The 12386-nt window shown below is 63.9% G+C and carries 9 protein-coding genes; 6 read left to right on the top strand and 3 right to left on the bottom strand.

The genetic code is table 11. The annotated features are described in order from the left end of the window. Positions 1 to 155 precede the first annotated feature (155 nt). From RJ527_18475 to RJ527_18465, 3 genes are all read left to right on the top strand, one after another. Positions 156 to 1214 (top strand): COX15/CtaA family protein, encoded by a 1059-nt coding sequence (locus RJ527_18475; GenBank protein ID WND75993.1) that lies wholly within the window; start codon positions 156 to 158, stop codon positions 1212 to 1214. A gap of 107 nt (positions 1215 to 1321) precedes the next feature. Then, positions 1322 to 2251 carry an exopolyphosphatase gene (locus RJ527_18470; GenBank protein WND75992.1) on the top strand — a complete coding sequence of 310 codons (930 nt, stop codon included), beginning with the start codon at positions 1322 to 1324 and terminating at the stop codon, positions 2249 to 2251. A 98-nt stretch (positions 2252 to 2349) separates the two neighbouring features. Next, positions 2350 to 3780: a S41 family peptidase gene (locus RJ527_18465; GenBank protein WND75991.1), complete on the top strand. Its 1431-nt coding sequence runs from the start codon at positions 2350 to 2352 to the stop codon at positions 3778 to 3780. Positions 3781 to 3790: 10 nt separating this feature from the next. Here the strand turns inward: RJ527_18465 and cysC are convergent, their stop codons facing one another. The 3 genes from cysC to RJ527_18450 form a co-directional block, all read right to left on the bottom strand. Further along, positions 3791 to 5695, bottom strand: coding sequence for an adenylyl-sulfate kinase (cysC, locus tag RJ527_18460; GenBank protein ID WND75990.1), 1905 nt, complete (start codon positions 5693 to 5695; stop codon positions 3791 to 3793). After that, positions 5695 to 6489, bottom strand: coding sequence for a sulfate adenylyltransferase subunit CysD (gene cysD / locus RJ527_18455; protein ID WND75989.1), 795 nt, complete (start codon positions 6487 to 6489; stop codon positions 5695 to 5697). Before cysD ends, cysC begins: the two co-directional genes overlap by 1 nt. Positions 6490 to 6604: 115 nt before the next feature. Then, positions 6605 to 7363 (bottom strand): phosphoadenylyl-sulfate reductase, encoded by a 759-nt coding sequence (locus RJ527_18450; protein WND75988.1) that lies wholly within the window; start codon positions 7361 to 7363, stop codon positions 6605 to 6607. Between the two features lie 321 nt (positions 7364 to 7684). Here RJ527_18450 and RJ527_18445 point away from each other — a divergent pair, with 321 nt between their 5' ends. From RJ527_18445 to RJ527_18435, 3 genes are read left to right on the top strand one after another with little or no spacing between them, the layout of a single operon-like run. Further along, on the top strand, positions 7685 to 10606 hold the full coding sequence (locus RJ527_18445) for a molybdopterin oxidoreductase family protein (GenBank protein ID WND75987.1): 2922 nt from the start codon (positions 7685 to 7687) through the stop codon (positions 10604 to 10606). Position 10607: 1 nt separating this feature from the next. Then, positions 10608 to 11351, top strand: coding sequence for a 4Fe-4S dicluster domain-containing protein (locus RJ527_18440; protein WND75986.1), 744 nt, complete (start codon positions 10608 to 10610; stop codon positions 11349 to 11351). A 28-nt stretch (positions 11352 to 11379) separates the two neighbouring features. Next, a complete protein-coding gene (locus RJ527_18435; protein ID WND75985.1) occupies positions 11380 to 12327 on the top strand; it encodes a DmsC/YnfH family molybdoenzyme membrane anchor subunit in 948 nt (315 codons plus the stop codon). Positions 12328 to 12386 lie beyond the last annotated feature (59 nt).

Here is a 12386-nt window from a genome sequence, read left to right as displayed (position 1 = left end):
TCGGGCGATTGCGATATGACGCGAGGGCGTGCGGGGCTGTGCGGCGGCGTCTGCGCCACACCATTGTGCAAAACTCCCACCGAATCAATGGCGCCGACGGTCTTTTCGGCGTCCCCCAACTGTAAGAATGTAACCGGAAACGTGGAAACCCACTGATGAACACCGCCACGGATACCCGCGAGGCGAACCACCCCCGGCCCGGCGCTTTTGATCCTGTCGCTACCTGGCTGCTGATGATCTGCGCCATGGTCTTCGCCATGGTCGTTCTCGGCGGGGTGACGCGCCTGACCCAATCAGGCCTGTCCATGGTTGACTGGCATCCGGTTACGGGCTGGCTGCCGCCCCTGACCGAGGCCGCCTGGCAGGCCGCCTTCGACGCCTACCGGCAAAGTCCGGAATACCGGCATGTCAACGCGGGCATGAGCCTCAGCGGGTTTCAGGAAATCTTCTGGCTGGAATATCTGCACCGCCTGTTCGGGCGCATCATCGGGGTCGTGTTTTTCATCCCCTTCGCCTGGTTCCTGGCCAAAGGGCGGCTGAACGGCCCGGTCCGAAGCAAATGCGTCATTCTGTTCGTGCTCGGCGGGCTGCAGGGGGTGCTGGGCTGGTACATGGTGAAAAGCGGGTTGGTCGACGAGCCGTCGGTCAGCCAGTACCGTCTGGCCGCACATCTGTCCCTGGCGCTGGCGATCTATCTGTTCGCCCTGTGGACCGCGCTGGACATCCTCCAGCCGCGCTATGCGGTGGTGCCTAAGAATCGGGCGCGGTTTGCCGCCTGGGCCACGGGATTGCTGGGATTCATCTTCCTGACCGTGTTTTCCGGGGCGCTGGTCGCCGGGTTGGACGCGGGGTTGATGTACAACACGTTTCCCCTGATGGAGGGCCGCCTGTTGCCGGCCGACGCCTTTCATCTGCGCCCGGTTTACCTGAATTTCTTCGAGGACCGGGCGACGGTGCAGTTCGATCACCGGGTTCTGGCCGTCTCGACGGTCTGCCTTGTCGGGGCGTTCTGGGTGGGCGTGCGCCGGTCCGACGCCCCCCAGGGGGTCAAGCAGGGGGCCGGGTTCATGGTCCTTGCGGTCCTCGCCCAGGCGGGGATCGGCATCGCGACCCTGCTGACGGCGGTGCCGGTCGTCCTCGGCGCCCTGCATCAGGCCGGGGCCGTGGTGCTGCTGACATCGGCGTTGTGGTGTCTGCATCAGGCCCGGCGTTGATAGATTTGGGTTCCCTAACGCCACGAATCCCGGCAAACTGCGCCCAGATATCAGCCCACATCAAAACGGGATCAAAAATCGGCCCAGAGACGGGGGAAGACTAGGTTATGAGTGACAAATTTCGCCTGATTACCCGAAGCGACTTCGATGGATTGGTCTGCGCCGTCCTTCTGAAGGAACTTGATATGATCGACGATATCAAGTTCGTCCATCCGAAGGACATGCAAGACGGCACCATCCTGGTGTCGGAGCGCGACATCTCCACGAACCTGCCCTACGTTCCCGGGATTCATCTGGCGTTCGACCATCACCTCAGCGAAACCCTGCGCATGGAAGACAAGCCGGAAAATCATATCATCGACCCGGATGCCCCCTCCGCCGCCCGCGTCGTCTATGACTATTACGGCGGCAAGGCGGCGTTTCCCAACGTAGCCGACGACATGATGGCGGCCGTCGACAAGGGCGACGCGGCGCAGTTCAACAAGGACGAGGTCCTCAATCCCCAGGGCTGGGACCTCATGAACTTCCTGATGGACGCACGCACGGGGTTGGGCCGATTCCGTGAGTTTCGGGTTTCCAACTATCAGTTGATGATGGACCTGATCGACTATTGCCGGGGCCATTCCATCGATCAGATACTGGACCTCGCGGATGTCAAGGAACGGGTGGAGCTATACAACGAGCACCGGGAAAAACAGATCGATCAGATCAAGCGGTGCTCCACGGTGCACGGCAATCTGGTGGTGCTTGACCTGCGGGAAGAAGAAACCATCTTCGCCGGCAACCGGTTCATGATCTACGCGCTGTATCCGGACACGAACATCTCGATCCACGTCATGTGGGGCATGCAGAAGATGAACACCGTGTTCGCGACAGGAAAATCGATCCTCAACCGCACGTCGAATACGAACGTCGGTGAACTGATGCTCAAATACGGTGGTGGCGGGCACCTGAATGCAGGGACCTGTCAGGTTGAAAATGAGGATGCTGAACGGATTCTGGGGGAATTGATCGAACAGATTACCGCGGACGGATAATGGATCGGCCGGGCGAAACCAAACCGCAGGACCCAAGACCGAAGAGAACTCTCCGCGCGTCCCTGGCATGGACGGGGGCGGCGGTTCTTGGTTTTGGGGTGGCGGTAGGGATCGCCGGATGCACGGCCCAGCAATCGAGCGTCGCCCGCGTGATGGAGGCGCTTGGCGTCGACCGTCTTGCCCTCAGCGATGAAACCCGTCAGCAGCTTGATCGGTTCAACGCGGTTTATGACCGCTACGTCAGCACCCACGACGCCGAGGAACGCCTGGATTATTTCCGCTTTGCCTTTCGCCGGGTGCGGGCGTCCTATGTGCGCGATCTCGACGATGCGGAACTGATCGACGCCGCCATCAAGGGCGTTGAGAAGGACAAGCCGGAACCGGCCAGCCTGGCGCCCCGGGAGCTGGTCGAGAAGGCGCTGGACGGCATGTTGCAGTCCCTCGATCCCCATTCCGACTACATGAACGCCCGTGAGTTCGAGGAAACCTACATCACGACGCGCGGCGAATTCGGCGGCCTGGGCATCGAGGTGACGATGGAGGAGGGGCTGGTCAAGGTCGTTTCCCCTATCGAGGACACCCCGGCCGAACGCGCGGGTTTGAAATCGGGCGACCGCATCACCGCCGTTGATGGCGATCCGGTCCTGGGCAAGAGCCTGAGCGAGGCCGTGGCCAAGATGCGCGGCGATCCGGGGACCGAAATCGTGCTGCGCATCCGCCGCGGCAGCCAGCCCGAATTCGACGTCACCGTGGTGCGCGCGGTGATCAAGGTACGTGCCGTGCGGTGGCGGGTCGACGGCGACATCGGTTATGTCCGGGTCACGCGGTTCTCGGAAAAGGTCGAAAGCGGCATCGCCAAGGCCATGGCGGAATTGCGCACCCAGCCGAACACCCAGATCCGGGGCGTTGTCCTGGACCTGCGTTCGAACCCGGGCGGCTTGCTGGATCAATCGCTGATCCTCGCCGACAGCTTTCTGGACAAGGGCGGGATCGTTTCCGTGCGCGGCCGCACGGCCGAAAACCAGCGCAATTATGACGCCCGGCCCGGCGACCTTGCCCGCAACCTGCCGATCGTCGTGCTGATCAATGGCGGATCGGCCTCGGCGTCGGAGATCGTCGCCAGCGCTCTACAGTATCACGGCCGGGCGACGGTCATGGGAACACGGTCGTTCGGCAAGGGGTCCGTGCAGACCATCATGCCGCTGCCGGTGGAAGGGGCGCTGCGCTTGACCACCGCGCTTTACTATTCGCCGTCCGGTCACACCATCCAGGCCGAGGGTGTGCATCCCGATATCGTCATCCAGCCGGAAGCCCAGGACCCGTCGCAACGGGAAAAGGACCTGCCGGGGGCGCTTCCCGGCGAGGACCAGGATGCCGCCGACGGCAAGCCACGCATTCCGGAAAAAACCTGCCCGGAAGAGGGTGAGCGCAAGGATCGAGTACTGGGCTGCGCCTATTCGTTCCTCAAGGCCGGATCGACGGAAAGTTTCCTCACGGAAATGGCGGCGCGCGGCAAACGCGCCAGTTGATCGCCGCGTTTTACGCCTCGAACGCCGCCAGCGCGTATTCCACCAGACGCTCGACGCAGGCGTCGACCTCCAGATTGGCCGTGTCGATGACCAGCTCGGGAGCGTGGGGCGCTTCATAGGGGGCTGAAATGCCCGTGAATTCGGGAATTTCCCCGGTCCGGGCTTTCTTGTAGAGCCCCTTGGGGTCGCGCCGTTCGCAGACGTCCAGGTTCGCGGCCACGTGGATTTCGTGGAACAGGTCGCCCGCGCGGGCGCGCACGCCGTCGCGGTCGGCCCGATAAGGGGAAATGAAGGCCGTCACGACGATGAACCCGGCATGGGCCAGGATTTGCGCCAGCTCGCCGACGCGACGGATGTTTTCCTGCCGGTCGTCGGGGGAAAAGCCCAGATCGGCGCAGAGTCCGTGGCGGACATTGTCGCCGTCCAGCACGAAGACCTGCTTGCCGCGCCGGAACAAGGCTTCCTCCAGCCGTACCGCCAGGGTCGATTTGCCCGATCCGGACAGGCCCGTAAACCACAGAATGCCGCTTTTATGGCCGTTGGCGGCCCAGCGTTCCGGCATGTCGATGCGGTGCTCGACGCGCAGGATGTTTTCCGACTTCGGCGACCGTTCGTGCCCTTCGGCGGCGAAGCCTTCAAGGTCGATCAGGCCGCAGCCGACGATGCGATGATCGGCGACCAGGACGAACCGCCCGGTCTGCGGCGCTTCGCCATGGGCGTCCGCCGCCATGAGTCCACGGGCGCGGAACACCACGTCGGCGATCTGGTTGCGGCTGACCATCGCCGACGCGGATGTCGACAGATCCCCGGTGTCGAGGACGTGTTCGATCGTCTCGGCGATGCACAGGTGTTCGGCCGCGTTCAGCTTCATCTTGTAGCGCCCGCCAGGGGTCAGGGGTTCGGCGCCGAACCATACGATGCGGCCGCGCAACGCGTTGATCAGGTGGGGGGGCGTTGCCGGATGGGCGCCGACGGCGCCGCGTTCGATGAACGCCTGCTGATCCAGGGTGATGCCGACCGACTGTCCGGTTCCGGCCCGGGTGGGGCGGTCCGCCGGGTCCGCCGGGGTGGGCCAGGTCTCAATGCTCTTGATCCGGCCGCGGCGGTTGCCCGGCGAGAACTGGATATCGTCGCCGACGGCCAGGCTGCCGGACAGGATGCGCCCGGCAAGGATGCGCCGTTCGTCGAATTTGTACACGCCCTGCACGATGAAGCGCAGCGGCGCGGCGGCCGCGTCGGCGGCGGCGGTGCCAGGGGTCAGGGCGTCCAGGCGTTGGATCAGCGCGGGGCCTGAATACCAAGGCATGGCGGTGCCCCGTGTCAGGATGTTTTCGCCGTCGCGGGCGGCGACGGGGATGACCTTCACGTGGTCCGCGTCGAACCCGAGGGAGGCGAGATGCGCCGTCACCTGGCCCGCCAGATCGTCGAACCGGGCCTGATCGTATCCGACCAGATCCATCTTGGTCACGGCGACGATGACGTCACGGATGCCGAGAATACCCAGCAGGAAGGCATGACGCTGTGTTTCGGCCTGCAGGCCGTCCTTGGCGTCGACCAGCAGCACCGCGGCATCCGCCTGGGCCGCGCCGGTGACCATGTTCTTGATGAATTCGTGATGGCCCGGCGCGTCGATGAAGACGAAGCGGCGGGTTTCCGTTTCGGCCTGGACCTGGGTTGAATCGATGGTGATGCCCTGGTCCCGTTCGGCCCGCAGCGCGTCCAGCAGGAACGCCCACTCAAACACGACGCCGCGCCGCTTGCAGCTTTCGGCGACGGATTCCAGCTTGCCTTCGGGAAGGGCGCCCAGGTCGGTCAGCAGGCGGCCCAGCAGGGTCGATTTGCCGTGATCGACGTGGCCGGCGAAGACGATCTTGACCACGGGCTTGCGGGTTGCGGTTGCGGGGACGGCGGTCATCACATGTAGCCTTCGGTACGCAGGCGTTCAAAGGAGTCTTCCGCCTCGTGATCCATGGCACGGCCAGAGCGTTCGGCGACGTGGGTCTGCTCCAGTTCGGCGATGATGGCCTCGATGGTCGCGGCCTCGCTGGCCACGGGATGGGTGATGTCCTGATCGCCGAGGGAACGGTAGCGCATGCCGTTCTTGGCGAAATAAAGATCGACCACCGGAATGCCCTCGCGCGCGATGTAGCGCCAGATGTCCAGTTCCGACCAATGCAGGATGGGATGGACGCGCACATGGGTGCCGGGCGGGAAGTCCGTGTTGTACTGGCCCCACAACTCGGGCGGCTGGTCGCGCACGTCCCAGGCCGCATCGACGCTGCGTGGGCTGAACACGCGTTCCTTGGCGCGGGTTCCTTCCTCGTCGCGGCGGATGCCGGCGCAGATTCCATCAAACCCCTCGCGCTCGATCAGGTCCTTGAGGCCCCTGGTCTTGCGTTGGGCGCGCCGTGTCGCCGGCGGCAGGTCCTGATCCATTTCCTCCAGGGGCGGGCAATCGCCGACGATCAACTCGATCCCCCATTCGACCGCGTAGCGGTCGCGGAAGGCGTACATCTCGGGAAACTTGTTGCCCGTATCGACATGCACCAGGGGAAACGGGACATGGCCGAAGAACGCCTTCTTGGCAAGCCAGACCATGACGTTCGAGTCCTTGCCGAGCGACCACAGCATGCCGAGGCGCGAGAATGCCTGATAGGCCTCGCGCAGGATAAAGACGCTTTCGCTTTCCAGGCGGTCGAGATCATCCATGATCGGGTGTCTTTTTCCTCGATAGCCGTGTTTGGCACGTGTCACGCACTGTCGCGGCCTTGTAACCTAAATTGCATTGGGCGGAAACCGGAGATATGCCGAAGATTGGCTGGGTTCACACCAGATTCCGGCGGACTTTGGGCGTGTGGATTCCGCATTCCGTCTTGTCGCTGCCCGTCCAGCGGCCGGCGCGCGAATAGCCGCCGTCTCCGGTCGGTTCCGTGCACGGAAAGCAGCCGATGGACGTGAAGCCGTGATCGATCAGGGGGTGGCGCGGCAAGCCGGCGTTGGCGAAGGCGTCGGCGATGGCGGCCTCGCTCCAGTCGGCGAGGGGGTTGACCTTCAGGTAACGGCCATCGACCTCGACCCGGGGCAGGGTCGCGCGGTCCCCGCCGTGAAACCGTTTGCGTCCGGAAATCCATACGTCGAACCCGCCCAGCGCGTTCTCCAGCGGGATGTCCTTGCGCAGCCGGCAGCAGCGGTCGGGATCGTGCTTGTGCAGATCGCCCTTGGGGTCTTCGCGGGCGAGATCGTCAGGGTCGGGGACGACCGTGCGGACATCCGTGAGGCCCAGGTGGTCGACCAGACGATCACGGTACGTCAGGGTCTGCGCGAACAGATAACCCGTATCCAGGAACACCACCGGCGTCGCCGGGGCGATCCCGGCAATCAGGGCAAGCAGGACCGCCGACTCGGCCCCGAACGACGTGGTGACCACGGTGCGGCCCGGAAAGGCGTCCAAGATCACCTGACGCAGCAACTGTTCCGTATTCAGGGGGGCCAGCAGCCGGTCCAACGCATCAATGTTCAGCGCCGTCGGTAGGGAGGGGGGCGGGGCGGCCGGTTGGGAGGAAACGGGCGTGGAAGTGGACATGGGAAAAGGCCTTGCCGTCATGGGGGATGGAATTTGTATCAATATAAACTGTGGAATCAATAAAAATTTTATAAAATATTGTAAAATAAACTTGTATTACAAAATGTATTTGTAATTTGGCTCCCGCCAGCGATGATCCGCCTGGACCCACCTAATTCCCCGGGTTGGATCGTCATCCGATTTGCGCGGCGGGTAATATGCCTGTCTGGAAACAAGGGGGGCGCGGCGTCCATGGGCTGATTGACAGCCCAGGGGTGGACCGTTAGCAATCGTGCCAGATCAACAGCCGAGGCCAATGCGCCTCCATCGGGGTTGGAAACAATGGCGTCGAACGACGATAAAAAGACCACGGGCGGACATACGGCCTCGAACGGACATACGGAGAGCCCGGTCGACACCTCCCCCGAGGTTGGCGATGAAGTCAAATGCACGACCTGCTACATGTGCGCCTGCCGCTGCGGCATCAAGGTGCATCTGAAGAACGGCCAGATTCGCTACATTCAAGGCAATCCGGAGCATCCCATCAACAAGGGCGTGCTCTGCGCCAAGGGCTCGGCCGGGATCATGACCCAGAATTCCCCGGCCAAACTGACCAAGCCGCTGAAGCGCGTCGGCCCGCGCGGGTCCGGGGAATTCAAGGAAATCGAATGGGAAGAGGCGCTGGAGACGGCGACGGATTGGCTGGCGCGCATCCGCGCCACGGATCCGCGCAAGCTCGCCTTCTTCACCGGGCGTGACCAAAGCCAGGCGCTGACCGGCTGGTGGGCGTCGCAGTTCGGCACGCCCAACTTCGCCGCCCACGGCGGGTTCTGTTCCGTCAACATGGCGGCGGCCGGGCTTTACACCATCGGCGGCAGCTTCTGGGAATTCGGCGAGCCGGACTGGGACCGCACCAAATACTTCATGATGTTCGGCGTTGCCGAGGATCATGATTCCAACCCCATCAAGATAGGCCTCAGCAAGATCAAGAACCGGGGGGCGAAGTTCGTTTCCGTCAACCCGGTGCGTTCGGGCTATTCGGCCATCGCCGACGAATGGATCGGCATCCGCCCGGGCACCGACGGCCTGTTCGTGATGTCGCTGATCCACCAGTTGCTGACCGCCGGCAAGATCGACGAGGACTATCTGGTCCGCTATTCCAACGCGCACTGGCTGGTGATCCAGGCGCCGGGATCGGCCGACGACGGCCTGTTCGTGCGCGACGGCGACGGCAAGCCGGTCGCCTGGGACGGCGAGAAGAAGGCCATGGCCGACGCCAACGCCATCGACACCAAACCGGCCCTGGTCGCCGACGTCACCCTGCCCGACGGGCGGCGCGCCGTGCCGGCCTTTCAGATCATGGCCGAACGGTACCTCGACAAGAAATACGCCCCCGACGCCGTGGCCGAGGAAACCGGGATTCCGGTCGAAACCATTCGCCGCATCGCCGCCGAACTGGCCCAGGTCGCGTTCGAGGAAACCATCGAGATCGATCAGCCCTGGACCGACTGGGCCGGGCGCAAGCACGACAAGATGATCGGCCGCCCCGTGGCGTTCCACGCCATGCGCGGCATTTCGGCCCATTCCAACGGTTTCCACACCTGCCGCGCGCTGCATGTGCTGCAGATGATCCTGGGCACCATCGACTGCCCCGGGGGGTTCCGCTACAAGCCGCCGTTCCCCAAGACGGCACCACCGCCGCTGAAGCCCACGGGCAAGCCGGGCCAGGTTGGCGCCGGGGCGCCGATGCAGGGCGCCCCCTTGGGCTTCCCGACGGGACCGGAAGATCTGATCGTCAACGCCGACGGCACGCCCCGGCGCATCGACAAGGCCTTTTCCTGGGAATACCCGCTGTCGGCCCACGGCATGATGCACATGGTCATCACCAACGCGGCCAACGGCGATCCGTACCCCATCGATACCCTGTTCATGTTCATGGCCAACATGAGCTGGAATTCGACCATGAATTCTTCGGGCGTGGCGGACATGTTGACCGCCAGGAACGAGGAAACGGGCGAATACAAAATTCCCCGCATCATCTATTCCGATGCCTACTACTCGGAAATGGTGGCTTACGCGGACCTGATCCTGCCTGACACCACCTATCTTGAACGCTGGGACTGCATTTCGCTTCTGGATCGGCCGATCTCGGAGGCCGATGCCGCCCAGGATGCCATCCGTCAGCCGGTGATCGAGCCCGACCGTGACGTGCGCCCGTTCCAGACGGTGTTGCTCGACCTGGGCGTGCGCTTAGGCTTGCCGGGCATGGTCAAGACATATGGCGAACCCAAATACCCGGGCGGCTATGCCGACTACATCGTCAACCATATGCGCGCGCCCGGTATCGGGTCGCTGATCGGCTGGCGCGGCAAGGACGGGGAGAAGACCGCCAAGGGCGAGGCCAATCCCGACCAGTTGAACAAGTACATCGAGAACGGCTGCTTCTTCAGCCACAAGATCCCCGCCGAGGCGCGGTTCTTCAAGATGGCCAACAGGTCCTATCTGGACTGGGCGACCGAGGCCGGGTTCATGGGCCATGCCGATCAGGTGGTGTTCCAGCTGTATTCCGAACCCCTGCAACGATTCCGTCTGGCCGCCCGCGGCCACGGCCCGAACCAGCCGCCGGAAAAGGACCGGGCGCGTATCGACGCCTATTTCGACCCCATCCCGATCTGGTACCCGCCGTTCGAGGGCTCGATGATCGACACGGACGAATTCCCGCTGCATGCCCTGACCCAGCGGCCCATGCAGATGTACCATTCCTGGGGGTCGCAGAACGCCTGGCTGCGCCAGATCACCGGGTCCAACAAGCTTTACGTGGGCATGGAAGTGGCCGCCAAACACGGCATCGAGGACGGCGACTGGGTATGGATCGAAAGCTACCACGGCCGGGTCAAGGCGCAGGCGGCGCTGATGGACGGGGTCAACAAACACACGGTCTGGACCTGGAACGCCATCGGCAAGCGGGCCGGGGCCTGGAACCTGGACAAGGACGCTGGCGAGGCGACCAAAGGATTCCTTTTGAACCACATCATTTCCGAACTGCTGCCGGAACGTGCCGGCTACCGGTATTCCAATTCGGACCCGGTGACCGGGCAGGCGGCCTGGTACGATCTGCGTGTGCGCATCGAAAAGGCCAAGCCGGAAGAAGCCGCGGAAACCTGGCCCAAGCCGGCGCCCCTGACATTGCCCCCGGGGCTGCGCAAGCGGCCGGACATTCTGCGCTATGGCGCGGATTTCAAGAAGCCGGGAGGCGGGCACTGAGATGACGACCCTTCCCGCCGAAACACAAACGAAGCTGGGCCTGGTCATCGACCTGGACATCTGCGTCGGCTGCCATGCCTGTGCCGTCAACTGCAAGGAATGGAACACGGGCGGCCATATGGCGCCGCTCACGGATCTCAAACCCTATGGTGCGAAACAGCAGGGCGTGTGGTTCAACCGCATCCATTCCTTCGAGACCCAGCGCACGGACGGCAAGCCGAACCAGACCGTGCATTTCCCGAAATCCTGCCTGCATTGCGAGGACGCGGCCTGCGTTACCGTCTGCCCGACGGGGGCCAGTTTCAAGCGCAGTGCCGACGGCATCGTGCTGGTCGACGAAACCAAGTGCATCGGCTGCAAGCTGTGTTCCTGGGCCTGCCCTTATGGCGCGCGTGAATACGATTCCGACGCCGGTGTGATGAAGAAATGCACGTTGTGCATCGACCGTATCTACAACGAAAACATTCCGCAACGCGAACGGGTGCCGGCTTGTGTTTCGACCTGCCCGGCCAGCGCGCGGCATTTCGGCGATCTGGGCGACCCCAATTCCGACGTGTCCAAGCTGGTCGCGGCCCGGGGCGGCTACGACCTGATGCCGGAAATGGGCTACAAGCCGACCAACAAGTACCTGCCGCCGCGGCCCCGCCGCGCCGATGCGGCGCCGGATGGTCCGACGGATCTGGCCGCCGAGCCCGGACCCGACAACCCCATCCTGCGCTGGGTCGACAAGGTCCTGTCCCGCTAACGCAAAAGAATCAAAGAGAACGCGTGTCATGCATCCGGCATTTTCGGTCATTTTCTTTACGGTTTCCTCCGGCGCGGGCTACGGCCTGCTGGCGCTTATGGGTGCTCTGGGCGCGGCGGGGCTGCTGCCCGCCGACCGCCTGTTCGGGCTGACCGCGATTATCCTGGCGCTGGCCGCCGTGACGGCGGGGTTACTGTCCTCGACCTTCCACCTGGGCCATCCGGAACGGGCGTGGCGCGCCTTCAGTCAATGGCGCACAAGCTGGCTGTCCCGCGAAGGTGTGGCCTCGGTCCTTACCTACGGTCCCGCGGTGGCTCTGGCCGCCGTCTGGATGTGGCCGGACCGCTTTGCTGTCTGGGGCCCCGCTGCGGGCGTCGCATCGGCGGTCATGGCGCTGGTCACCATCTATTGCACGGCGATGATCTACCGTTCGCTGGCCACCATTCACCAATGGTCCAACGGTTGGGTAGTCCCTTCGTATTTGCTGCTGGGGCTGGCCACGGGGCTGGTCTGGCTGAACGCGCTTCTGGCCCTGTTCGGCGCGGAAAGTTATCTGGTCGCGGTCGCCTCCATGTGGGGGCTGCTGGCGGCGGCGGCGCTCAAGGTTTTCTATTGGCGGTTCATCGACCGGACGCGCCATGCGGCAACGCCGGAAAGCGCCACGGGCCTGGGCGCCCTGGGCAAGGTCCGTTATCTGGAAGGCCCGCATACGGAACAGAACTACCTGCTCAATGAAATGGGCTACCGGGTCGCCCGCAAGCATGCCCTCAAGCTGCGCCGGATCGTCCTGATCGGCGGCTATCTGGCGGCGATCTGCGCCGTCGGCGTCGGGCTCAACATACAGGGGCCGGGCGAGGGCGCCCTGGCGCTTCTGGGGGCCGCGCTGGCGACGGCGGGCACGCTGGTCGAACGCTGGCTGTTCTTCGCCGAAGCGCGTCATGTGGTGACGCTCTATTACGGCGCCGACCGCGCCTGACCGCGCGGCGGGGAATTCGCGCAAGGGTGTGATGATCATCACAGCCGGCTCATCGAGAT

It is taken from the genome of Thalassospiraceae bacterium LMO-SO8 (assembly GCA_031655335.1).
Lineage (GTDB): Bacteria > Pseudomonadota > Alphaproteobacteria > Rhodospirillales > Casp-alpha2 > UBA1479.
The sequence above is the reverse complement of the archived record's forward strand: the minus strand, read 5'-3'. Positions and strand labels throughout refer to the sequence as shown.

Bases quoted from the DNA above. Each gene is read 5' to 3' on its own strand.
- RJ527_18440 (WND75986.1), top strand. From the start codon at position 10,608: ATGACGACCCTTCCCGCCGAAACACAAACGAAGCTGGGCCTGGTCATC.
- cysC (WND75990.1), bottom strand. From the start codon at position 5,695: ATGACCGCCGTCCCCGCAACCGCAACCCGCAAGCCCGTGGTCAAGATC.
- cysD (WND75989.1), bottom strand. From the start codon at position 6,489: ATGGATGATCTCGACCGCCTGGAAAGCGAAAGCGTCTTTATCCTGCGC.
- RJ527_18475 (WND75993.1), top strand. From the start codon at position 156: ATGAACACCGCCACGGATACCCGCGAGGCGAACCACCCCCGGCCCGGC.
- RJ527_18450 (WND75988.1), bottom strand. From the start codon at position 7,363: ATGTCCACTTCCACGCCCGTTTCCTCCCAACCGGCCGCCCCGCCCCCC.
- RJ527_18470 (WND75992.1), top strand. From the start codon at position 1,322: ATGAGTGACAAATTTCGCCTGATTACCCGAAGCGACTTCGATGGATTG.
- RJ527_18445 (WND75987.1), top strand. From the start codon at position 7,685: ATGGCGTCGAACGACGATAAAAAGACCACGGGCGGACATACGGCCTCG.
- RJ527_18435 (WND75985.1), top strand. From the start codon at position 11,380: ATGCATCCGGCATTTTCGGTCATTTTCTTTACGGTTTCCTCCGGCGCG.